Below are 21,149 nucleotides of genomic sequence, written 5' to 3'. Positions count from 1 at the left end.
GCCCCCCCCAGGCCGCCCCGACTCGCCCATGCGCGCTCAGCCTCCGTTCGCTGCCGCCGTGGGGTCCACCAGGGGTTCAGGCATGACCCAGAGCGCCGTGGGCTGAAGATAGGCCGCGTCGAATGCGAAGAGAATGCCCGTCCAACGGTCCCAGAAGAGGGCCCAGTTGTACTCAGTGGGCGGCGAGGTGAGCGGGTTGCCATCGCGGTCCGGCTGGCTGTAGGCGAAGTCCGCGTACGTCCACGTCATCGTCCCGAAGTCCGTGGACAGCAGCGGGGTGATGGCGCGCAGCAGTTCGACGCGCGAGACCTCGTCCGGGCGCTGGACGGCGGGGGAGAAGACAGGCTGGGCCATGTCGTGCTGCTCACGCCAGGCGATGTAGTTGTTTCCCATGGCGATCAGCGCGTCGCGCGCGGCCGGCGTGGGCGCCAGGCGGGCCTCTTCGTACAGCGCGAAGGCCGCCACCAGCAGGCTCTTCCAGTGCATTCCGGGGAAGAGGGTGTCGAACTCGAACGGGCGCGGCGTGTCGAAGGCGTGCGCGAGCGCGTAGTCATAGGCCTGACGGGACTGGGTGGGCACCGCGTCCACCAGCGTGAACTCCGTGAGCACGCGCTCGGGCGTCACCACGCCGGCCCCCGCGCGCCAGTCCATGTAGAGGCGCCCCGAGCCGCCAATGTCCGTGAAGATGGCGAGGTTGCTCTCGTTCAGCGTGCGCTCCAGCGTGTCCACGATGCGCTCCGCCTTGTCGAGCGGGAGCACGCCTGGCGCGCTCGCGTAGAGCGCGGCGAAGCGCGCCGTGGTGGTGAGCAACGTGCGAGGGTCCAGCAGGGCCGCGCCATTGACCGCCGTGGTGAGCGAGGCGAGCGACGCCGCCACGTCGAAGGGCAGGCCCGACAGCACCAGTTGCAGGCCCAGTTTCTGGACGGACAGATGCAGGGGGCCCGTGAGGCCCACGCGCCCCAGTGCCTGCTGAAGCGACAGGGACGGCTGGCCGCGGGCGGCGCGGATGACGCTCCGGGCCAGTGACGCGCCGAGAAGGCCTTCGCCGCCGGTGCGAGAGGCATGCGGCGCGAAGACGAACCAGTTGGGCCGCACGGCGCTGGTGCCACCCGGGGTGAGGGTGGGGTCCAGCAGCCCGCCGACTTCATAGGCCAGTTCGATGTAGCCCGCGGTGATGCGGTTGTTGTCCTCCAGCGGCGTGGTCTGGGCGTGGGACGTCGAGGCCAGCAGCACGCTCGCGACGAGCAGCGCGCGGGGCAGGCCCAGGGGGATGGGGCGGGATGGGGTGAGGTGCATGAGAGAGGGAGGTAGCCACGCCCATGCGCCTTCCAATCCATTCCTCCACGCGCACGCGTCAAACGTCTAACAGCAGACGCTCGCGCGGCTCACCTCACGGGCAGGGGCCGCAATCCTGTGCGCAACTGTCGTACCGGTTGGAGGTGCCACACTGCTCCGTGGCCTGACATACGCTGTCTCCACACACATTCACATTCGTGGGGGACAGCCGCGTGGTGATGGGGCGGTAGGTGACACCGCCGAGCGTGCACGTCTCGTAGTAGAGGCCGCTCGAGTCCAGCGCGCAGTGGGACGTGCAGGCGCCCACGTACACCATGGGGGCGCAGGGCACGAGCGTCTCCGTGCCATCGTGGAGCAGGCCCGCGCAGGCGCGCGAGGTGCTCTCCTGGGGGCTCAGCGGAGCGCGCTCCGCGCCCACGTGGATGCCTTCGGAGTTGAAGAGGTTGCCGAAGAAACACGACTCCTGCCGGGAATGCGTGGCGAGCTCCTGCGCCGTGTAGGGAATGACGGCGCCTGCGCCGTCCAGGCCGAGGATGGAGATGAGCAGCTCCTCTCCCATCCGGTTGGCGTGGGCCGCCAGGCACGCGGAGACGACCTGCTGTTCGGCCAGCGTGGCCGGGCTTCCGCTGGCCCAGTCCGGCGCCAGCCCCAGGCCGCCTTCCCACGTGTACGACTGCACCATCGCGGGCTCTGTGTAGGTGCGCGTCTGCCCCGCGGGTACGGCGCAGCGGACCACGTAGCGCATCGCCATGTCGGCCAGTGAGGGATTGGTCTGGAACCAGGTGTTGAAGGCTTCCGACGACAGGCCATTGAAGGACAGCCCGTTGAATGACAGGCCATTGAAGGACAGTCCGTTGAATGACAGGCCATTGAAGGACAGCCCGTTGAACGACTCCTGTGGCTGCGTCAGCGCGCCGGTCGGGGACGCGGCGTCTGGCGGCAGAGGCTCGCAGCCAGCAATGCCAAGCATCGTCAGGGCGAGCATCGGGAACGTCTTCGGAAACAGTGTCTTTTTCATCGACTCCCCAGTGGGTCCAGGTCGCCGGACGGCTCGCGGTGCAAGTGTCCGGGTGGGGCCACCCCGAGGAGTGCGGGCATGGTGAAGGGTGGCCGGCGCGAAAATTTGCACCGGGGATGCATGCGGGCAACCCGTACCCACGGGCAATGTTTGCAGTCGCGGACAGTCGAGGCGTGCTGGAGGTGGGCACGGGGTTCACACCGGCGGTGCCTCTCGGGACGAGGGGGCCGTGGCGTTGTGGACGCGTTCGCGCGCGAGCGTCTCGTGCCGGATGCTGTCTGTGTTGAGGCCCGGAGCATGTGTCCGTCACGCATGGGCGGTGTTCGTTCCGCGTGGTGTCATCTCTTCATCGGGAACTGGCATCGCAGGAGCGTGCGATGGGTGATGTGTCCTCCAGAAGGCTGGCAGGCTCCGCGGCGGGCATGCTGAGGGCACTGCCCGGCCAGGAATCCCAGCCGGCCTCCGCGGCGCCTCCCGAGGGCTCAGTGGCGCTGGTCTTCACCGACGTGCAGGGCTCCACGCGGCTGTGGGAGCGTTGTGGCGCGGGCATGCGTGACGCACTGGAGGTGCATGACCGCGTCCTGCGTTCCCTGCTGGTCGGCAGCACCGGCTACGAGGTGAAGACGCAGGGGGACTCCTTCATGATTGCGTTCCCCTCGGTGGTGGAGGCGCTGACGTGGTGCCTGGAGGCGCAGGACGTGCTGCTGCGCGCGCCCTGGCCGGTGGACATCCTCTCCCAGCCCGAGGCCGCCGAAGAGGTGGGGCCCGGAGGCCTGTTGTTCCGGGGCCTGCGGGTCCGCATGGGCGTGCACGTGGGCGAGCCGGAGTGCCGCGTGGACGTGCGCTCCGGACGGACGGACTACCTGGGCCGCATGGTGAACGTGGCGGCGCGCGTGGCGGCCGCGGGCCATGGAGGTCAGGTCCTGGTGAGTGGCGGCGCCTGGGCGCAGGCCGCGCAGGTGTTGGAGCCGCTGGGCCGGCCCGCGGTGCGTCCCCTGGGCGCGTTCCGATTGAAGGGCATCGATGATGCCGTGGCCCTGGTGGAGGTGCTGCCCGCGCACCTGTCGGAGCGGCGCTTCGGAGTGCCACGTGCGCCGAGAGAGCGACAGGGGAACGTGCCCGTGCTCCAAGAGGGACTGGTGGGGCGAGGCATCGAACTCGGGCTGCTCCGCCGCTGGCTCGCGGATGGCGCGCGGCTCGTCACGCTGCTGGGGCCGGGTGGCATGGGCAAGACCCGGCTGGCCACGTCCTTTGGTGCGCTGGAGTTGGAGTCGGGGGAATGGGAGGGCGGGGTGTGGCTGTGTGAGCTGGCCGAGGCCCAGACAGCGGAGGCGCTCTGCCTGTCGGTGGGCCATGCGCTGGGAATCCCCCTACGCGCGGACGGCGACCCGACCGAGCCGGCGGAGCGGCTGGGGCGCGCGCTGAACGACTGCGGTGACGTGCTGCTCATCCTCGACAACCTGGAGCAGGCCGTGCAGCACCTGCCCGCCACGTTGGGGCGCTGGCTCCAACTGGCGCCTCGCGCGCGCTTCCTGGCGACGTCGCGCGAGGCACTGGGCCTTCCCGGTGAGCGACTGCTGGACCTGGCGCCGCTCTCGGTGCCGGAGGAAGGCGAGTCCCGGCTGGAGGAACTGGTCCGGTCGGACGCGGTGCGCCTGTTCGCGCAGCGGGCGCGTGAAGCTCGAGGCTACTTCGAGCTGACGGCCGGCGAGGCGCCGATGGTCGCGGACATCGTGCGGCAGCTGGATGGAATCGCCCTGGCCATCGAGCTGGCCGCCGCGCGCATGGCGCTGTTGAGCGTGAGCCAGCTTCGGGAGCGGCTCACGCGTCGCTTCGAACTCCTGCGCACGGGACGGCGTGACGGCCGCGCGCGGCAGGCGACGCTGCGAGGAGCCATCGACTGGTCCTGGAACCTGCTGGAACCGGAGGAGCGGGCCGCGCTGGCGCGCTGCTCGGTGTTCCGTGGTGGCTTCACGCTGGAGGCGGCCGAAGCGGTGCTGGGGCTGCCCCCGGACGGGCCCGCCGTGCTGGACGTGCTCCAGTCGCTGCGCGCCAAGTCGCTCTTGCGCGTGCTGGAGGCGGAGCTGCCCGGCGGTGACTCCCGGCTGGGCCAGTATGAGAGCATCCGTCAGTACGCCGCGGCCCGGCTGGCCGAAGAGGGCGTGGGCAATGCGGCCGCGTTGGCGGAGCGGCACGCGGATTGGTACCTGTCGCTGGCCCACGGCCTGCGCGCGCAGGTGCGCAGCCAGGGCGGCGCGGAGGCCTTGCAGCGGCTGGCGCTGGAGCGGGAGAACCTCCTGGCGGCGTGTGACAATGCCCTGGCCGTGGCGCCCGCGACGTCACGCTCGGTGGAGCGGGCGCTGGAGGCGTTGGTGGCGCTGGAGCCGGAGGTGGTGACGCGGGGCCCGGTGCGCCTATTGCTCGAACGGTTGGACGCGGCGCTGGCGTTGACGGACCGGGTGATGGGCGCGCCCAGGCTGGTGGCCGAGGCCGTGGCGGTGCGTGGCCGCGTGTTCCTGGAGGCGGGCGACGTGGTGTCGGCCCGCAGGGATTTGGAGTGCGCACGCGCATCACTGCGGACGCTGGGCGCGGTGGCGGGCGAGAAGCGCGTGCTGGTGGACCTGTCGATTGTGGCCCGTCACGAAGGGGAGCTGTCCCGGGCCTGGGCGCTGGTGCGCGAGGCGCGGCTGTTGTCGTCGGAGGGCGACCGCTGGTTGGACGCCTACACCGTGGGCAACCTGGGGCTGGTGGAGCAGGCCCGCTGCGGCGCGGAGGCGGCCATTCCCCACCTGCGCGCGGCGCAGGCGCTCTTCCACGGCGTGGGCGACGTGACGTTCGAGGTGGGCTTCCTCTCCAACTGCGCGGTGGCCATCGGGGAGATGGGGCGCACGCGCGAGGCGATGAACCTGCTGGAGGATGCGATGGCGCGCTCGGCCAGTGTGGGAGACCGGGCGGGGCATGCGCTGGCCCGCCTCAACCTGGGCTGCTACCTGCTGGAGGAAGGGCGCCCGCAGGAGGCGCGCGAGCACCTGCTTGCCGCGGTGCGCATTGGCCGGCAGTTGGGGCAGCGGCTGCTGGAGGGCACCGCGCTGGGCGAGTTGGGGCGCGCGGAGCTGGCCCTGGGGGCGTGGAGCGAAGCCTGGGCCCGACTGTCGGAGGCGGTGTCCGGCCTGGGGCGCGTGTCGCGCGGGCAGGTGCTGCGCTTCGCGGTGTACCGGGCCGTGGTGGAGGCGTGCGTGGGAGACGCAGCGGCGGCGGAGGCGAGCTTCGTCGTGCTGGAGGGCGCGCCGGAGCTGCGGGATGACCCGGTGCTGCGCGAACTGGCCGCGCTGCTTCGCGCGGCGGTGGACCTGGCGGAGGCACGGGCGGCCCGGGACGACGTCGCGCGGGCGCAGCGGGCTTTCGAGTCGGTGCGCCGGCGCATCGCGCGGGCCCGGAGCGCCCCGCCAGAGGCCGCCTCGTCGGACCTGCGTGGCGCGCTGGGCTTTCTGGAGGAATCCTTGTGGCGGCTCACCTCGGAGCCCGAGGACGTGGAGGCCCTGGAGGTGGAGGGCAGGGGCGCCCCTGTCTGCGCCGGGGCCGCTTGACGCCCCTGAAACGGCTGTGCTTCAAGCGGCGCTTCCATGCCCGAAGCGCGCGTCACCTTCGTCTCCGTCGCCTCGCGTGAGTGCCGTCCGTGAGGCCCGCCCTGCCCGAGCGGCTGCGGCGCATCCTGGACACAGTTGCATCGTTCGTCGTGGCGAACGCGGGCCCGCTGGGGGCCGCCGGGGTGGGGCTGTTGGCGTTCCTGGCCATCTACGGTCCGGCGGCGCTGAATCCCACCCGCCTGGCCTGGCTCATCCGTGACGACTTCAGCCAGCACCTGCTGGGCTGGCTGTTCTTCCGCAACGAGCCGCTCCGCTTCCCGCTGGGCGCCATCGACGGCTACCTGCATCCGCTCGGGACGACGCTCGGCTACATGGACGCCATCCCCTGGGTGGCGCTGCTGCTGCGGCCGTTCTCCAGCCTGCTGCCCGCCGACTTCCAGTACATCGGTCCGTGGATGTGCATGTGCCTGATGCTGCAGGGCGCCTCGTCCGCGTGGGTGGCACGGCGGATGGGCGCGACGGTGCCGCAGCAGTGGCTGGTGGGCGCGCTGCTCGTGCTGTCGCCCACGCTGCTGGCGCGCATGAGCATGGCGCACGAAGCGCTGTGCGCGCACTGGGCCATCGTGTTGCTGGTGGGGCTGAACCTGATTCCGCAGCGGGACGCGCGCGAGGCGAAGCAGGCGCTGGGCATCGCGCTGGCGTTGTGCGTGTTCGCCGCGGGCGTGCACCCCGTGATTACCGCCATGGTGCTGCCGCTCGCGCTGGCGCTGTGCATGCGGACCGCGCTGGAGCGGAGGCTGCCCTGGCGGTGGCCCCTGCTGGGCGCCGTGGTGAACGTGGGCGTGGTGCTGGTGCTGTTCTACGTGCTGGGCTATCTCGGCACGGTCCGCACCCTGGGCGCCGGCGCCTTCGGTGGGTTCTCCGCGGACCTCCTGACGTTCGTCAATCCGATGGGCTACCGGGACTCCTGGTCGCGCTTCCTGGGTTCGCTGCCGAGGCAGGGCGCCCAGTACGAAGGCTTCGGCTACCTGGGGCTGGGCGTGCTCTTCGCGCTCTGGGCCGCGCTCATCCTGCTCGTGCGGGACGCGCCGCTCGTCGCGCGGCAGTGGCGCAGGCTGGTGCCGGTGGGGCTGGTGGCGCTGGGCCTGGGCTTCTTCGCGCTGTCCTCGCGCATCACCCTGCAAGGCGAACTCATCGCGGACCTGACGGGCCTCTACGCGCCGGTGATGCGGTGGGTGGAGCCCTTCCGTTCCTCCGGCCGCTTCGTGTGGCCGCTGTACTACCTGCTGGCGCTGGGCTCCGCGCTCGCGCTCATCCGCCTGCCTCGGCCCACGGTGGCGCCGTCGCTGCTGGCCCTGGCGCTGGTGCTGCAGTCCTTCGATGTGAATCTGGGGCGGGGCCATCAAGCGAAGGAAGGGCCGGCCTGGAACACACAGCCGTCCGAGGCGCTGCGCGAGGCCGCCGTGGGACGCAAGCACCTGGTGCTCTACCCGCCGCAGATGCATGACGGCTCCGGGCGGGGCTGCCGCGCCGGGCCCATGGACTTCCACCGCTGGGCCTATCGCGCCTATCTGCTGGGGCTCACCTTCAACAGCGGCTACGTCGCGCGACTGGATGACGCGCGCGCGCAGCCCTACTGCCTGGGGCTCGACGACGATATCCGGGCGGGCAAGCTCGACCCGGAGACCATCTACCTCTCCATTCCGCAGCGGCTCCATGAGTTCCGCGCCATTCGCGGTACGCGCTGTGTGCAGGAGGAGCGACTGTGGATGTGCGTCCTGGAGCAGGCGCCCGCTGCTCCGCTGGAGCACGCCTCGCCCTGAGTCCGGAGGGAGGACAGGGGGCTCGAGAGGGGGTATGGAAGGTGCGTGAGCGCTTCCTCTTCTCGCGGCATCCTCTTCGACCTCGACGGCACGCTGGTGGACTCGCTGCCGGACATCATCGACAGCTTCCTCCACGCCTTCGGGCACCTGGGGCTTCCGGCGCCGACCTACGAGCAGGTGCGTGCGCTCATCGGCCATCCGCTGGACTGGATGTACAACCAGTTCGCGCCGGACCACGTCCCCGCGTTGTGCGTGGCCTACCGTGAGCACTACCCGCTCAACTTCCACCGGCGCTCGCGGCCCTATCCGGGCGTGGTGGAGGTGCTGCGCGCGCTGCGCGAGCGGGGCTACCTGCTGGCGGTGGCCACCACCAAGCGCCCCGACATGGCGCGCAAGTTCGTGGACGCCATGGGCCTGGGCCCGTTGCTCCACCACGTCCAGGGCACGGATGGCTTTCCGCACAAGCCCGCGCCCGACGTCATCCACCACGCGCTGGCGGCACTGGGCACGGGCGGGCTGTGGATGGTGGGGGATACCGCGCTGGACTTGCGCGCGGGGCAGGCCGCGGGGCTGCGGACCTACGCCGTCACCTGGGGCACGCATCCGGTGGACGTGCTCGCGAGTGCCTCGCCGGACGAGCTTCAGCCGGACCTGCAGCGGCTCCTGACGCACCTGCCGCCACTGGCGTGACAGCGGGCGTCTTCGGGGGATGAAGCCAGCGCACGGCCCACCTGGATGACGGGGGGCAGGACCTCGGGCGCTGGCCTCAGGTCGCGCTCAGTCCGCCGCCATCCCCGGGCACTTGCCCGTGGCCAGGTACTTCGCGTTCCGGTGGATTTCGGAGCTCAGCTTGTCCTGCCGGGCCGGGTCGACGGCGGTGTAGACGATGACGACGCCCTCCGGTGAGTCATGCACGCTGGCGATGGACGGCACCGACGGCGCGCCCGCGGAGCCCGGCTCCTCGCGGCCGCCCATCTCGTCGTAGTCGACGCCCGGTGGCTGGGCCATGCCGCTGCCGCCCGTGCCGTGCTGCTGCTGGAACTGCATCATCCTCCGGCTGCGCTGCTGGATGTCCGCGACCTTGTCGGTTTCGGGCGTGACGATGATGAGGGCCACGCCCTCCGGGATGTCCTCCGCGCGCGCCTGCGCGCCGGACACGTCCATGGGGCAGTCCCGCTTCATCTCCGCCTGCGCGTTGGGCGGCAGGCCTTCGTTCTGTTGTGGCATCTGCTGCGCCGTGGGTGGCATCCCGCCATGGGATGTCTTGGCGTTTCTGGCGCAGCCGAACGAGAAACACATCACCGCCGAGGCGGCCAGCGCCGCCGGGAACCTGAATTTGGACATGAGCCCCCCATTGCTGAAAGTCCTGCGCGCAGAAGGTGGGGAGTGGTGCGTGGCGGTGGCAATACGCACTGACGTACCAGAGGGCCAGCCTCGGGGCCGATGCGCGTATTCGCGGTACGACGGATGCAGCCTCAGTTCACGTCAGCCGCGAGACATCCTCGGGCGTGTCCACGTCGTCGCCACCACCCGGCAGCGGGACGTCCACCACGCGCGAGGGCACGCGCGCAATCACCCCGCGCGCGCCCTGGCCCGGGCTCAGCGCATCCAGCTCCGGGAAGACGTCACGCGCGAAGAGGGCGGGCACGCCTCGAGTGTCCTCGTAGGCGGAGGCCACCACGGACGCGCGAGTCCGTTCAAAGGTATCCAGCAGCGTCCGCAAGTGTGCGGCATCCACGCGAAGCTGGTCGCACAGCAACACGAGCACGGCGTTCAGCGCGGGGGGCTCCGTCTCCCGCAGCGCACCGAGCCCCGCGCGCAGTGAGCCTCCAGGGCCCGCGGCCCAGTCCGCATGGTCCACGGTGCGCACGGCGAGGCCCGTGAGCTCCGCTGCGACCGCATCCCGCGACGCGCCCAGCACCACCACCACGGGGCCGCACCGCAAGGAGGCCGCGGCCTCGGCGGCGCGCCGAACCAGCGTCGAGCCCTGGTATCGCACCAACTGCTTGGGGTGGCCCAGCCGCGAGGAGCCGCCCGCGGCCAGCAGCACCACGCCCACCGTCATGCGAGCCTCCGCACCGGCGGGGGCGCGGCGGTGTGGATGGGCGCGCGCCGCTCGCGAAGCTTGCCGCCCTCGCGTCCGGCGACCACCGCTTGAAGCTCGGCGATGATGGACAGGGCGATTTCCTCCGCGCCTTCCGCGCCCAGGTCCAGGCCCACGGGCGCGTGCAGCTTCTCCAGGTGCGCGTCGGTGGGCGGGGAGGGCAGCTCCGCGAGCAATCGGTCCGTGCGCGAGCGAGGACCCAACACGCCCAGATAGCGCAGGGGCCGCGGGAGTAGCCGCGCCAGCAGCTCGCGGTCCTGCGGCAGACTGTGTGTCATCAGCACGACCAGCGTACGGGGCGACAGGGGCACCGCACTGGGCGCGTCCGGGGCCTTCGCCGACACCACCGCATGGGCCTGGGGAAAGCGGCGCCGCAGGGCCTGCGCGGGCCGGTCCGCCACCACCGTGACATGCCAGCCCAGGGCCGCGGCTTGGTTCACCACCGGGGCCACGTCGAAGCCGCTGCCAAAGAGCACCAGGGGATGGGGCGGCTCCACGACTTCCACCAGCACGTCCGCGCCGCCGCAGGGGCCACTCCACGTCCGGCCCGCCTCCAGCGCCTCGCGTGCGGCTTCGCGCACGGCGTCTCCCAGTGCGCCGGACAGCTGGCCCGCTTCGGTGCCGTCATCGCGGAGCCTCAACCGGGAACCCACGGCGTTCGCGGGGCCCCGGTACACCGTCGCCACCACCGCCCGGCGCCCCGCTTCCCGCGCCTCGGCGGCGAAGGTGAGGGCCGCGCCCGCGCCCGCCTCCCAGCGCTCCAGCAGCACGTCCACCACGCCGTTGCAGCCCAGCGCGAAGGAGAAGGCACCTTCATCCTCCGCGGTGTCGCTGGTGGAGTCGTAGCGCAGCAGGCGGGGCCCGGTGGTGGTCCAGAAGAAGGCCTTGCGGACGACGTCGGCCTCCAGGCAGCCGCCGCTGATGCCGCCCGCGAGCCATCCGTCCTCGCTCATCAACATCCGCGCACCCGGCCGCCGGTAGGCGGAGCCCGATACCTCGACCACCGTGGCCAGGACCAGGGAGCCGCGAGCTTGCGCCCGCGCGCGGAGGATGGCGTCCAGGTCCTTCATGTCTCGTCGTCCTTGGTGGGGGTGACTGGAACGCGACGAGAAACTGTAGTCGGCGCCATTCCATCCCGGCCAGTGACGTTCTTTCGCGGGAGACCCCGGGGCGGGTCTGGGGGCGACACTCGACACACGCGGCGACTGGATGAATCCTCGCGGCTGGGGTGTAGTTCCCATCCGCATGCCCGTCCTGCGTTACGCCTTCACCCTGAATGCCGTGCGTGAGCTCGGCCGCCTGGCTCCGGACATCGCCCGGGCACGGGCGGAGGCGGCCCTGGACACGAGCCTCCTGCACATCCGCGAAGCCTGCACGGCCACGCTGGGCATGGAGTTCGACACACTGGTGTGCTTCGACGCGCGCTCCGTGGTCCGCCTGTTCTCACACGCGGAGCAGGCCCGCATCCTGGCCCGGCTGGTGGACGAGCGGGCACGCACGCTGGCGCGGCTGGGCCGCTTCCAGGAGGCGCTCGAGGACACCGTCTACGCGGGGCAGTTGCTGGCGTGCTCGCGCCAGCGCTTCGGCCTGCCCAAGGATGCACGCGCGGCGGAGACGCTGGAGCGTGAGGTGCCCGAGCTTCGTTGACCCACGCGTTGTGGGCCGCGCTTCACCGGGGGCGCTCGCCACCCGGCGGCGGTTCGTCCTCACGGCGGGCGGGCTCGGGTTCCGGCTCCAGTCGCGCCTGTCGTTCGCTGGCTTCCCAGGAGGCTTGGGCATCGCCTGCGTGGACACGGCGGGCGGAGTCATCATCCTGCTGGCCCGTCCACGTGGTGTGGCCCCCCGCGTAGCCTTCCAGGGGACGCGGTCCCCGGTGGGACTCCACGTCCAGGTCCTTCTGCTCCTCCTCGCGCAGCCGCTTGCGCTCCTGTTCCCGCTCGCGCTGGTGCTGCCGCTCCAAAAGGTCATCCGCCATGGTGCCGTCACCTCCTTCACCAAGGTGGTGTCCACCCGCGAAGTCGGCAGCGCCGGGCATGGCCACACGCGGCAGGCCGCATGCCCGGCGGTCAATCAACGGGCACCGGGCGCGAGCACTCTCGCGCCGGTGCCTCCAGGTCATGTCAGCCTTCGCGCATGCGCAGCACCACCTTGCCCGTGGCGCGCCGGGCGTCGAGCTCACGCAGGGCCTGCGCGCCCTGCTCCAGCGGGAACACCGGGCCCACGACGGGCGTGAGCACACCACGGTCCGCCATGGCCTCCAGGTCCTTGGCGATGGTGGGCGTCAGGGATGGCTCGTGCAGGAGGAAGCCGCCCCAGGCCACGCCGACCACGTCGATGTTGCGCAGCAGGAGCCGGTTCACCTGGACCTCGGGGATGCGCCCGCTCGCGAAGCCCACCACCAGCAGCCGGCCTTCGGGCGCCAGGCACTTGAGGCTCTTGTCGAAGATGTCGCCGCCCACCGGGTCCACCACCACGTTGGCACCCAGGCCGCCCGTCTTCTCCCGCACCTGCGCGACCCAATCTCCGGTCGACAGCAGCACCTCATGCGCGCCGGCCCGCCGGGCGACGTCCGCCTTGCGCTCGTCGCTCACCACGGCGATGACGCGTGCCTTCGCGCCGCGCGCCACCTGCACCGCCGCCGTGCCCACGCCTCCCGCGGCGCCATGGACCACGACGCTCTCCTCCGCCTTGAGCCGGCCTCGCCGGTGCAGCGCGAAGTGCGCCGTGTGGTAGTTCATCACCACGCCCGCGGCCGCCTCGAAGCTCCAGTCCGCGGGGATGGGGAACACCATCTCCGGCTGAATCGCGGCCACCTCGGCGAAGCCGCCCAACCCGAAGCTGAAGGCCATCACCCGCTGCCCGGGCTTCACCGCCGCGCCCGCGGGTGCTTGCCGCACCACGCCCGCCACCTCCACGCCCGGAATGAAGGGCAGGGCGGGCTTGAGTTGGTACTGCCCCCGGGTGAGCAGCAGGTCCGGAAAGCTCACCCCGGCCGCCACCACGTCGATGAGCACCGAGTCCCCCGCCTCGGGCTCGGGCACGTCCACCAGTTGGAGCCCGTCAGGGCCGTCCAGCCGCTGTAGCTGCAATGCGCGCATCGTTGCCTCCCGGACAGGAAGCGTAATGGCCAGCCACGTCGATGCCAGTGTTGCCGCACGCGCGCGGGCGGACCCGGAGTTCGGCACGGAGTTCACACGACCTGTGGAAAACCGAGGCCTGCCTGGACGACCTGTCACGTCACGTGGCAGGTCGCTCGTACTGGCAGTGGACCTCACAAGTCCGTGAAACTAAAGGAATAATCGTAAATGACCTGAAATCTAATAAGAGGATAATAACTGAAATAATCGCGCAACCTTGAAATACGCGTCATCCCTGTGTCATCGTGCCTCCTAATCTTTCCGCTTAGGAGGATTACATGGTGCAGAAGAGAGTTCGCGGAGCGCTCGGTATCGCGGCGCTGTCTGTCGTTGTCGGTTGCAACGAGTCCACCCCTGCCCCCGAGGCCGACAAGCCTACGGATGCCGCGAAGGCGGCGACGCTGGAGAATGGCGCGAAGGTTGTCCTGACGGACGACCAGAAGGTGGCGCAGTTCGTCACCGGTCTGTCGATTGCCCTGCCGGATATTCCGGCCGCTGGTCCCAAGGCGCTCAACGCGTCCGCGCTGGCCCCGGTCGTCGACGCCGTGGCGCCGACGTTCCGCCTGGAGCCGGGCAACCTGGTCTTCAAGAAGGCGCACACGGACAAGCAGGGTGACAGCCACTACCGCTATGCCGTGATGCACAACAACCTCCCGGTGCTGGGCGGCGAGCTGATCCTGCACGCGCGCAACGGCAAGGTGTTCGCGGCGAACACCAACGTCCGCAGCGACCTGCGCGCCGAACTGAAGGCGACCATCGCGGGTGAGATTGCCACGTCCGCGGTGGACTCCGACCGCGAGACGCTCAAGGGCTGGGTCACCGACAAGAACCCGGAGCTGGTGTACTGGCGCATCGATGACGAGCTGCGCCTGATGTACAAGGTCGTCCAGCACGGCAACAAGGCGGACGGCACCCCTGTTCGCGACTGGGTCCTGGTGGACGCGCGCAACGCCGATGTGATGTTGCGCATCCCGCAGATCAAGGAGTCCCTCGACCGCCGCCTCCACAACGGCAACAACACCAGCACCCTGCCGGGCGCGGTCGTGCGCATCGAGGGCGCGGTGCCGGTGGCGGACCCCGTGGTCAACACCAACTACGACCACCTGGGCACCGTCTACGACTGCTACAACACCCTGTTCGGCCGTGACTCCATCGACAACGTGGGCGGTACGCTCATCAGCACCGTGCACCACCGCGTCAACTACGTGAACGCCTTCTGGGACGGTACCCAGATGGTGTACGGCGATGGCGACGGCGTGACGGCCACCAACCTGGCCAACTCGCTGGACGTGACGGCGCACGAGCTGACCCACGCCGTGACGGACAACGAGTCGGACCTCATCTACTCGGGTGAGTCCGGCGGCCTGAACGAGTCGATGTCCGACGTGTTCGGCGCGGTGTGCGAGTGGTACGGCGACGGCGCGGACGAGGTCTCCCCGCGTCACTGGCTGATTGGCGACGACGTGTGGACCCCGTCCATCCCGAACGACGCCCTGCGCTACATGAATGACCCGGCGCTGGATGGCGACTCGCTCGACCACTACCACAACTACGTGCCCGGTACCGGCGTGCACTACAGCTCCGGCATCTCCAACCTGGCGTTCTACCTCCTGTCGCAGGGTGGCACGCACCCGCGCGGCAAGAGCACCATCGTGGTGGCGGGCATCGGCATCGAGAAGGCCGCGCAGATCTTCTACAAGGCCAACACGTTGATGGTGCCGACGTCCAACTTCGAGGCCGCGAAGACCATCTCGGAGCAGGCCGCGGCGCAGCTCGGCTACGACGCCGCCACCATCGAGTCGGTGTCGAACGCGTGGAAGGCCGTTGGCGTCAGCGTCCCGGTTCCGCCTCCGCCGACGGACCCCATCGTCAAGGACACGCCGGTCGTCGTGTCGGGTGGCGCCAACGAGAAGAAGTACTTCGAGGTCACGGTCCCGGAAGGTGCCTACAACCTGCGGTTCACCCTGTCGGGTGGCACGGGTGACGCGGACCTGTACGTCCGCTACAACAGCGCGCCCACCACCGCGCTGTACGATTGCCGCCCGTTCGCCGGTGGCAACAACGAGGTCTGCACCTTCGCTGCTCCGCAGCACGGCAAGTGGTACGCGATGCTGAACGGCTACCGTGCGTACTCCGACGCCACGCTGACCGTGACCTGGGAGGGTGGCTACGTCCCCATCGAGAGCGGCATCGCCGTGGAGAACCTCTCGGGCGCGGCGGGCTCCTCGCAGGTGTTCATCCTCGACGTTCCGGAGCGTCGCCCGGGCCAGGGGAAGAACAACATCTACATCCAGACGGGCGAGGGCAAGGGCAACCCCGACCTCTACGTCAAGCGCGGTGGCGCCCCGACGCACGCGGACTACGATTGCCGCAGCGTGAAGGACCACCAGTCGGAGAAGTGCAACCTCATCAACGCTCCGGCCGGCCGCTACTACATCGAGGTCTACGGCGCGAAGGATGGCTTCGAGGGCATCGTCCTCATCGGCTCCTTCCTCGAGCCGCTGCCCAAGTAGTCTGAAGTGACGGCGCGGCCTTTGCCCGCGCCGATGAGGCCCCGGGTGCTCCGCTTCACGCGGCGCCCGGGGCTTCTCGTTTTCTACGGCGTGGGGCCGGGGAGGATGACGCGCAGGCAGTTGTCCCACGCGTGCACGCCCCGGTACTTCCACTGCACGGGGTAGCCCAGCGACACCTCTTCGAAGCGCACGCCGTCACGCCACAGCGTCGCGGGCATGTGGAGGTGGCCGGAGACGACGACCTCCGCGCGGTAGCGGGTGTGCCAGTCCTCCGTCTGCTTCGTCCCGCACCAGATGGAGAAGCGGGGGATGCGCGGCAGCCGCACGTGCTCGTAGCGCAGCGGGTAGTGGTTGATGAGGACGGTGGCGCAGCCCGGGGGCAGGGCGTCCAGCCGGGCCCGCGTGGCTTCGACGCGCGCGGCGCACCAGGCGGCGCGGCTGGCGTGGGGCTCGGGGTGCAGCAGCACCTCGTCGGTGCACAGCAGGTCATCCTCCCAGGCCCACTCCAGCGCCTTGTCCGCGGGCACATGGTCCGGGCGGAACGTGTAGTCGTAGCCCAGGAACATGGGGACGATGACGCGCTCGGGGCCAGGGCCGGGCCAGCGAGGGTAGGGGTCCTCCGGCGTGAGGGCGCCGTAGCTGCGGCACAGGCTCACCAGCCGCTGGTAGCGCGCCTCACCCTTCAGCTGCGGCTGCTCCGACGGCATGGTCCACAGCTCATGGTTGCCGGGCACCCAGATGACCTGGCGGAAGCGCTGGGTGAGGGTGCTCAGCATGAGCTCCATCTCCGCCAGCGTCTCGCCCACGTCCCCCGCGACGATGAGCCAGTCCTCCGGATGGGCCGGAAGCGCCTGGAGCGCCAGGCGGTTGTCGTTGTGGCGCAAGTGCAGGTCGCTGATGGCGTAGAGCTTCATGGCGCGTCGAGGGGCACCTTAACGCGGGCTTCATATCGATGCTGCACCGATGCCCAGCATCCGCAGCAGGGCATGTACCTCCGATGGCGGCGCGGCGCGGTCCATCCAGGTGATGTCCCGAGCCAGGGGTGGCATCACCGCATGCAGCGCGCATGCGGTGCGGGGGTGGCTCGCACGCACCTGCTCCAGCAGCCCCAGCCCGTCTCCGTCCGGGAGCAGATCGCCCGTCACCACCACGGACGGCGCCTCTTCCTTCACGAGCGCGAGGGCCTCCTCCATGCAACGGGCGAAGCGCTTGCCGCCGGGTAAATCCCTCACGAGACGCCGCAGCGCGGCGAGTGAACGTGGGTCTTCGTCCACGAACAAGAAGGTCAGCATGTTCTTCGCGCCAGCAGGGTGAGACCTGTGTGGTTGGCCAAACGCACGAGGTTGCCTACCTACAAGACTACTCAGGAAGTTCTTGGATGCCAACCTCTCAAGTCATATCGACATGTGTGGACCCGCTAGGTTAACGACCCATGGAAAAGACTCTCGCATCCCGCCTTGGCGGAGCGGCTCGCCTTGCTCGGACCCGCCTGAACCTGACCCAGGCCGACGTGGCGGAGCGCATTGGCATCGCGAGCGAAGTCTATGGCCGGCTCGAGCGCGGCCACATGCTGCCGAGCATCCAGACGTTCCGCAGGTTGTGCACGGTGCTCTCCATCTCCGCGGACGAGGCGCTGGGCCTCAAGCCGGTGCAGGAGGTGAAGTGGGCCGCCGAGCCGCCCAGTGACTACGGCGAGTCCGCGGAGCTGCGGCGGCTCATGCGCCGGGCCAGGCAACTGGACCGGACGTCCATTCGGATCCTCAGCGTGCTCGCGGCGCAGTTCAAGCCGCGCGGCTGACGCACATTCCCAGCGGGCGAGCGCAGCGCTCACCGCCCGGGCTCCAGTTTCGCCAGGCGCTCCCTCAGCTTGCGCGCGGAGGGGAAGCCGTTGAAGAGCACCACCTGCGGGTGGGCCTCCAGCGCCTCTCGCTCCACGGCTTCCTTGGCCAGCGCCCGGTCCACGCCCAGCAGCAGGCCTGCGTCCGGCCGCGAGCGCAGCTCCGTCAGCCTCCGGGCCAGGGGCGCCGCATGCCATGCGTGGAAGAGCTCCAGCGCGACTTCGCTCTTGGATGCACGGTGGCGGAAGGTGAGGTCCGGCACGCACAGTCCGGAGGCGCCCACGTGCCGGGGAAGGGGCGTCAGGTCCAGCTCCCAGGCGTCATCCGCGAAGCCCTCCGCGAGGGAGGCCACTTCTGGAGGAATGTGACCCAGTGCGGCGGGTAGGGGTGAACGCAGCGGGTCCTTGTGGCTGAGCATCAGCGTGGCCTGCCGCCGTGAAGGTTCCACGGTGGCGGTCAGCTCCCAACGCTCCAGCACCGGCACCACGGACAGGAAGGTCGCCAGTTGCAGGCCGTACTTCTTCTGGAGCGCCAGCATGGCCCCGGGGCCCTCCACGTCGAGCGCCCAGTTGTCGTCGTCACGCCACACCTCGGCCACCAGGCGGCAGAACTTGAGCCATCGGAGCACCTTGCGCACGCGCAGCAGGTCCGGCGCCTGGGCTCGCAGGCGGAGGCGCCGTGCGGACAGCAGGGGGCCCTGCGCCAGCGCCAGGTTGTAGCGGTCCAGCAGGTCCTGGGCGTCCAGTGCCTCGCCGTCCCACCCCACCAGCCGGCGGTGGCCGGGCAGGTCCGAGTACAGCGCCTCTCGGGCCTCGGGAAGGGGGACGGGGAGCGTCTGGGCCAGCCGTGCCTCGAAGGCCTCCATCGTGGCGTCGGGAGGCAGCGCACGCAGGACCTGCCCCGCCGCCTTGATTCGCTCCCAACGGGCTTCCGTCACGCCGGGCGCGGGCTCATCGAAGAGGAGCCGGTCCAACACCAGCTTCACCAGGCCGCGCGCCACCTTGGGTTTGGTGAAGGCGCCGGCCTTCAAGCCCAGCGACTCCTCGATGTCGTCGCGCTGGCCGCCGCGCGCCGCCGCTACCTCCGCGAGCAGGTCCTGGGCGAAGGTCAGCAGCTCCGTGTCATCGCGCTTCACGAAGACGGGGCGCAGGACGCCCTGGCGCACGCGGAAGTTGAGCAGCTCGCGTGTCAGCATCTCAGCCGCCCTCCTGATAGGCGCCGTGCTGGCGTCGCCGCTCGCTGATGCTGCTCTCCGCCGTCTGCGCGGAGCACACCTCGTACAGCAGCGCGCGCTTCCCTGGCCGTTTGCGCAGGATGCGCCCCAGCCGCTGCACGTGCTCGCGCACGCTCGCGCTGCCGCTGAGCACCACGCCCACGCGCGCCTCGGGCACGTCCACGCCTTCATTCAGCACGCGCGAGGTCAGCAGCACCGGCAGTTCCCCGGAGGCGAAGGCCGCCAGCAACGCCTTGCGCTCGGGCACGGGCGTGTGGTGCGTCAGCGCGGGTAGCAGGAAGCGGCGCGCCAGCGTGTACACCGTCTCGTTGTCGTCGGTGAACACGAGGACACGGTCGTCCCGGTGCTCCAGGAGGATGCGCCACAGCACCTCCTGCTTGCCGCTGGACGTGAGCGCAATCCGCCGTTGCTCGCGGTAGGCGCGGTACGCCGCGCGGCCCTCGTCGCTGCGCTGGCTCTGCGCCAGGAAGCGCGCCCACCCGTCCGGCGCGGAGAGCGGCACGCTCAGCCTGCGCACGAAGCCCAGGTACAGCGCGCGCGCCGTGTCGTAGCGCGTCTTTTCGTCGGGCGTCAGCGGGACTTCCACTCGCTTCACTTCATAGGGCGCCAGGTATTCACCCTGCAGCTCCCGGATGTCCGAGCGGTGCACGCGGGGGCCCAACAGCTCCTCGCAGACGCGCTCGCCGCCATCGGCGCGCTCCAGCGTCGCGGTGAGGCCCAGCCGGTACGGCGCCAGCGAGCCCTCCGCGATGAAGCGGTAGCTGGGCGCGGGCAGGTGGTGGCACTCGTCGCACACCAGCAGGCCGAAGCGGTTGCCGTGGAACTCCGTCTGCATCGCCGCGGAGTCGTACGTCGTCACCGTCAGCGGCTGCCGGTCATTCACGCCGCCGCCCAGCAGGCCCACTGGCACGGAGAAGTGGCGCGCCAGCACGCCCTGCCACTGCGTCATCAGGTCCAGCGTGGGCACCACCACCAGCGTGGGCCGCTTCACGTGGGCGATGGCGAGCACCGCCAGCAGCGTCTTGCCCGCGCCCGTGGGCAGCTCCACCAGGCCACGTCCGCCCGCGCGTGTCCACGCCTCCAGCGCCTGCTGCTGATGTGGAAAGGGTTGGATGGGCGAGGTGAGCGGCAGCTCCAGCGGCTCGAAGCGCTTCGCCTTGTCCTCGTAGGGGATGCCCAGTTCCCGCAGCCGCAGCACCGCCTCGCGGTAATGCCACGCGGGCGCGCGGTAGACGCCGGTGCGCCCGTCCTTCTGGAAGAGGGCTCGCAGGCGGGCATCCTCCGGAAGTGTGGGCGCGACCAGGGTGCCGCAGTCGAAGTGGAGCTCGGTGGGCGACGGCATCGGCGTGTAGGGACCTAGCCGGTCATCCTGGGTTTCGCCAGTCTCATTGAAGGCCTGGAGGGTAGGCTTGCAGGTATGCGCTGTTCACGGTACCCAGCGCGCCGCATGCGTTTCATCTCGCTCGTTCCCATGCTGTGTGGCCTGGCGGTCGTGGCTCAGGCCGGTCTCAACCGTCGCTTTGGGGGCCAGTGGGGCCTGATGAGCGCCGTGCTCCTGAACATGGTGGTGGCGACGGTGGCCACCTTCGCGGTGTACTTCGTCGTGCGCACGGTGCCGGGGCTCTGGCCGGAGGCCGCGGCGGGCCAGGGCCGCTTGAGTGGCTTCACGCCCTGGCACCTGTTGCCGGGGCTGTGCGGCGTCATCATCGTCCTGGGCATGCCCTTGGCCATGAGCCGCCTGGGGGCGGTGCAGTCCGTCCTGCTGCTGATGGCGGCGCAGCTCCTCACCAGCCTCGTGTGGGATGCGATGGTGGAAGGCCGCCCCGTGACGTTCCCCCGGGTGCTGGGCTCCGGGCTCGCCTTCATCGGGGCCACCATCGCCGTCTGGAAGGGCTAGATTCAGCTGCAAGATGCGCCGGGTCCTCATCGTCAGTCCTCACGCGCCTTCGCGCGAGCTGTTGCGCCGTATCCTCGAAGCGCCAGACCTGGCCATCTCCGTCACCGGGGATGCGGACGACGCCTTCGCCTCGCTGACGTCCCGGCCTCCCGCGCTGGTGGTGGTGGACGTGCGCCGCCCGGATGAGGACCACCCGCTCTTCCTGGGATTGCTCCGCAAACGTCACCCGACGCTTCCCGTCATCGCGCTCGTCCCGGGCAGGCTGCGCGTCTTCGACGGGCGGCACGAGCGTGTGCTCGAAGCTCACGGTGACACCGCCGAGTCACTCCATCAGATGCTCGTCTCGCTTCAACAGGCCATGCACGAGCTGCTTGCCCAGGACCTGCTCCGGCTGTGGCGCCCACCTATCGGGCGCGCCTGAAGGGCTTCGTTGTCGCTTCAACGGTGGACCGGTACGCAGGGACAGGCCGTTCGGCCCGCGGACGTAGTTTTTTCCGGCCGCCGTCCGGCTCCGCTTCCGCCCCCTGGCTCCGTGTTCTTGTAAGTGGCTGAAATGATTCGTGTTCCGTGCTCCGGCTGGCACGGCACGGCGGATGCTATGGCGTTGGGCACGGTGCGACGCGGGCCGGCGGATGGGGATGGTTGGCGGGTGTGGGACGCCGGTGCGGGTCGCGGGTTGCAAGGGCGGGGACGGAGCTGGGG

At 70.3% G+C, this 21,149-nt stretch carries 19 protein-coding genes; 8 read left to right on the top strand and 11 right to left on the bottom strand.

Annotation, left to right across the window (positions count from 1 at the left end; genetic code table 11):
- Window positions 1-36 precede the first annotated feature (36 nt).
- Both F8M74_RS34785 and F8M74_RS34780 read right to left on the bottom strand, forming a co-directional pair.
- Window positions 37-1,296, bottom strand: a complete 1,260-nt coding sequence (locus F8M74_RS34785) for a hypothetical protein (protein ID WP_141607741.1) — start codon at window positions 1,294-1,296, stop codon at window positions 37-39.
- Window positions 1,297-1,390: 94 nt separating this feature from the next.
- Entirely contained in the window at window positions 1,391-2,314 is a 924-nt protein-coding gene (locus F8M74_RS34780) for a hypothetical protein (protein ID WP_228559327.1), read from the bottom strand.
- A gap of 299 nt (window positions 2,315-2,613) precedes the next feature.
- Between F8M74_RS34780 and F8M74_RS34775 the strand changes: the two genes are divergently transcribed.
- From F8M74_RS34775 to F8M74_RS34765, 3 genes are all read left to right on the top strand, one after another.
- Window positions 2,614-5,901, top strand: coding sequence for an adenylate/guanylate cyclase domain-containing protein (locus F8M74_RS34775; protein ID WP_141258057.1), 3,288 nt, complete (start codon window positions 2,614-2,616; stop codon window positions 5,899-5,901).
- Window positions 5,902-5,990: 89 nt separating this feature from the next.
- Window positions 5,991-7,724 (top strand): DUF6311 domain-containing protein, encoded by a 1,734-nt coding sequence (locus F8M74_RS34770; protein ID WP_228559325.1) that lies wholly within the window; start codon window positions 5,991-5,993, stop codon window positions 7,722-7,724.
- 45 nt (window positions 7,725-7,769) lie between these two features.
- Window positions 7,770-8,414 carry an HAD family hydrolase gene (locus tag F8M74_RS34765; protein WP_141258055.1) on the top strand — a complete coding sequence of 215 codons (645 nt, stop codon included), beginning with the start codon at window positions 7,770-7,772 and terminating at the stop codon, window positions 8,412-8,414.
- Window positions 8,415-8,501: 87 nt separating this feature from the next.
- Here F8M74_RS34765 and F8M74_RS34760 read toward each other — a convergent pair whose 3' ends face one another.
- From F8M74_RS34760 to F8M74_RS34750, 3 genes are all read right to left on the bottom strand, one after another.
- A complete protein-coding gene (locus F8M74_RS34760; RefSeq protein ID WP_216620702.1) occupies window positions 8,502-9,068 on the bottom strand; it encodes a hypothetical protein in 567 nt (188 codons plus the stop codon).
- Window positions 9,069-9,204: 136 nt separating this feature from the next.
- The gene (locus tag F8M74_RS34755) at window positions 9,205-9,789 is read right to left on the bottom strand and encodes an NTP transferase domain-containing protein (protein WP_141258053.1); all 585 of its coding nucleotides are present in this window, start codon (window positions 9,787-9,789) and stop codon (window positions 9,205-9,207) included.
- The gene (locus tag F8M74_RS34750) at window positions 9,786-10,898 is read right to left on the bottom strand and encodes an XdhC/CoxI family protein (RefSeq protein ID WP_141258052.1); all 1,113 of its coding nucleotides are present in this window, start codon (window positions 10,896-10,898) and stop codon (window positions 9,786-9,788) included. The genes F8M74_RS34755 and F8M74_RS34750 overlap by 4 nt, the downstream gene beginning before the upstream one ends.
- A 175-nt stretch (window positions 10,899-11,073) precedes the next feature.
- Here F8M74_RS34750 and F8M74_RS34745 point away from each other — a divergent pair, with 175 nt between their 5' ends.
- Entirely contained in the window at window positions 11,074-11,475 is a 402-nt protein-coding gene (locus F8M74_RS34745; RefSeq protein ID WP_141258051.1) for a hypothetical protein, read from the top strand.
- A 22-nt stretch (window positions 11,476-11,497) separates the two neighbouring features.
- Here the strand turns inward: F8M74_RS34745 and F8M74_RS34740 are convergent, their stop codons facing one another.
- Window positions 11,498-11,803: a hypothetical protein gene (locus F8M74_RS34740; protein ID WP_141258050.1), complete on the bottom strand. Its 306-nt coding sequence runs from the start codon at window positions 11,801-11,803 to the stop codon at window positions 11,498-11,500.
- A 145-nt stretch (window positions 11,804-11,948) separates the two neighbouring features.
- Complete coding sequence (locus F8M74_RS34735; RefSeq protein ID WP_141258049.1) at window positions 11,949-12,926, bottom strand: NADPH:quinone oxidoreductase family protein; 978 nt, start codon at window positions 12,924-12,926, stop codon at window positions 11,949-11,951.
- A gap of 317 nt (window positions 12,927-13,243) precedes the next feature.
- Here F8M74_RS34735 and F8M74_RS34730 point away from each other — a divergent pair, with 317 nt between their 5' ends.
- Entirely contained in the window at window positions 13,244-15,478 is a 2,235-nt protein-coding gene (locus tag F8M74_RS34730) for a M4 family metallopeptidase (RefSeq protein WP_141258048.1), read from the top strand.
- Between the two features lie 83 nt (window positions 15,479-15,561).
- On the opposite strand, the gene F8M74_RS34725 is transcribed toward F8M74_RS34730, so the two are convergent.
- Both F8M74_RS34725 and F8M74_RS34720 read right to left on the bottom strand, forming a co-directional pair.
- The gene (locus F8M74_RS34725) at window positions 15,562-16,392 is read right to left on the bottom strand and encodes a metallophosphoesterase (RefSeq protein ID WP_141258047.1); all 831 of its coding nucleotides are present in this window, start codon (window positions 16,390-16,392) and stop codon (window positions 15,562-15,564) included.
- Window positions 16,393-16,422: 30 nt separating this feature from the next.
- On the bottom strand, window positions 16,423-16,770 hold the full coding sequence (locus F8M74_RS34720) for a response regulator (RefSeq protein WP_228559323.1): 348 nt from the start codon (window positions 16,768-16,770) through the stop codon (window positions 16,423-16,425).
- Window positions 16,771-16,910: 140 nt separating this feature from the next.
- On the opposite strand from F8M74_RS34720, the gene F8M74_RS34715 reads away from it, so the two are divergent.
- A complete protein-coding gene (locus tag F8M74_RS34715) occupies window positions 16,911-17,276 on the top strand; it encodes a helix-turn-helix transcriptional regulator (protein ID WP_043710359.1) in 366 nt (121 codons plus the stop codon).
- Between the two features lie 29 nt (window positions 17,277-17,305).
- On the opposite strand, the gene F8M74_RS34710 is transcribed toward F8M74_RS34715, so the two are convergent.
- Entirely contained in the window at window positions 17,306-18,511 is a 1,206-nt protein-coding gene (locus F8M74_RS34710) for a DUF790 family protein (protein WP_141258045.1), read from the bottom strand.
- Between the two features lies 1 nt (window position 18,512).
- Window positions 18,513-19,892 (bottom strand): DEAD/DEAH box helicase family protein, encoded by a 1,380-nt coding sequence (locus F8M74_RS34705; RefSeq protein WP_141258044.1) that lies wholly within the window; start codon window positions 19,890-19,892, stop codon window positions 18,513-18,515.
- Window positions 19,893-19,997: 105 nt separating this feature from the next.
- Here F8M74_RS34705 and F8M74_RS34700 point away from each other — a divergent pair, with 105 nt between their 5' ends.
- Both F8M74_RS34700 and F8M74_RS34695 read left to right on the top strand, forming a co-directional pair.
- Window positions 19,998-20,447 carry a DMT family transporter gene (locus F8M74_RS34700; RefSeq protein ID WP_171410508.1) on the top strand — a complete coding sequence of 150 codons (450 nt, stop codon included), beginning with the start codon at window positions 19,998-20,000 and terminating at the stop codon, window positions 20,445-20,447.
- A gap of 13 nt (window positions 20,448-20,460) precedes the next feature.
- On the top strand, window positions 20,461-20,868 hold the full coding sequence (locus F8M74_RS34695) for a response regulator (protein WP_141258043.1): 408 nt from the start codon (window positions 20,461-20,463) through the stop codon (window positions 20,866-20,868).
- Window positions 20,869-21,149: the final 281 nt, after the last annotated feature.

This window comes from Myxococcus sp. CA023, from assembly GCF_010998615.1.
Classification (GTDB): domain Bacteria; phylum Myxococcota; class Myxococcia; order Myxococcales; family Myxococcaceae; genus Myxococcus.
This window is presented reverse-complemented; position numbering and strand designations above follow the sequence as displayed.

Excerpts from the sequence above, each read along its gene's own strand:
- F8M74_RS34785 (WP_141607741.1), bottom strand. The coding sequence starts at position 1,296 with ATGCACCTCACCCCATCCCGCCCCATCCCCCTGGGCCTGCCCCGCGCG.
- F8M74_RS34780 (WP_228559327.1), bottom strand. The coding sequence starts at position 2,314 with ATGAAAAAGACACTGTTTCCGAAGACGTTCCCGATGCTCGCCCTGACG.
- F8M74_RS34760 (WP_216620702.1), bottom strand. The coding sequence starts at position 9,068 with ATGTCCAAATTCAGGTTCCCGGCGGCGCTGGCCGCCTCGGCGGTGATG.
- F8M74_RS34755 (WP_141258053.1), bottom strand. The coding sequence starts at position 9,789 with ATGACGGTGGGCGTGGTGCTGCTGGCCGCGGGCGGCTCCTCGCGGCTG.
- F8M74_RS34750 (WP_141258052.1), bottom strand. The coding sequence starts at position 10,898 with ATGAAGGACCTGGACGCCATCCTCCGCGCGCGGGCGCAAGCTCGCGGC.
- F8M74_RS34745 (WP_141258051.1), top strand. The coding sequence starts at position 11,074 with ATGCCCGTCCTGCGTTACGCCTTCACCCTGAATGCCGTGCGTGAGCTC.
- F8M74_RS34740 (WP_141258050.1), bottom strand. The coding sequence starts at position 11,803 with ATGGCGGATGACCTTTTGGAGCGGCAGCACCAGCGCGAGCGGGAACAG.
- F8M74_RS34735 (WP_141258049.1), bottom strand. The coding sequence starts at position 12,926 with ATGCGCGCATTGCAGCTACAGCGGCTGGACGGCCCTGACGGGCTCCAA.
- F8M74_RS34730 (WP_141258048.1), top strand. The coding sequence starts at position 13,244 with ATGGTGCAGAAGAGAGTTCGCGGAGCGCTCGGTATCGCGGCGCTGTCT.
- F8M74_RS34725 (WP_141258047.1), bottom strand. The coding sequence starts at position 16,392 with ATGAAGCTCTACGCCATCAGCGACCTGCACTTGCGCCACAACGACAAC.
- F8M74_RS34720 (WP_228559323.1), bottom strand. The coding sequence starts at position 16,770 with ATGCTGACCTTCTTGTTCGTGGACGAAGACCCACGTTCACTCGCCGCG.
- F8M74_RS34715 (WP_043710359.1), top strand. The coding sequence starts at position 16,911 with ATGGAAAAGACTCTCGCATCCCGCCTTGGCGGAGCGGCTCGCCTTGCT.
- F8M74_RS34710 (WP_141258045.1), bottom strand. The coding sequence starts at position 18,511 with ATGCTGACACGCGAGCTGCTCAACTTCCGCGTGCGCCAGGGCGTCCTG.
- F8M74_RS34705 (WP_141258044.1), bottom strand. The coding sequence starts at position 19,892 with ATGCCGTCGCCCACCGAGCTCCACTTCGACTGCGGCACCCTGGTCGCG.
- F8M74_RS34700 (WP_171410508.1), top strand. The coding sequence starts at position 19,998 with ATGCGTTTCATCTCGCTCGTTCCCATGCTGTGTGGCCTGGCGGTCGTG.
- F8M74_RS34695 (WP_141258043.1), top strand. The coding sequence starts at position 20,461 with ATGCGCCGGGTCCTCATCGTCAGTCCTCACGCGCCTTCGCGCGAGCTG.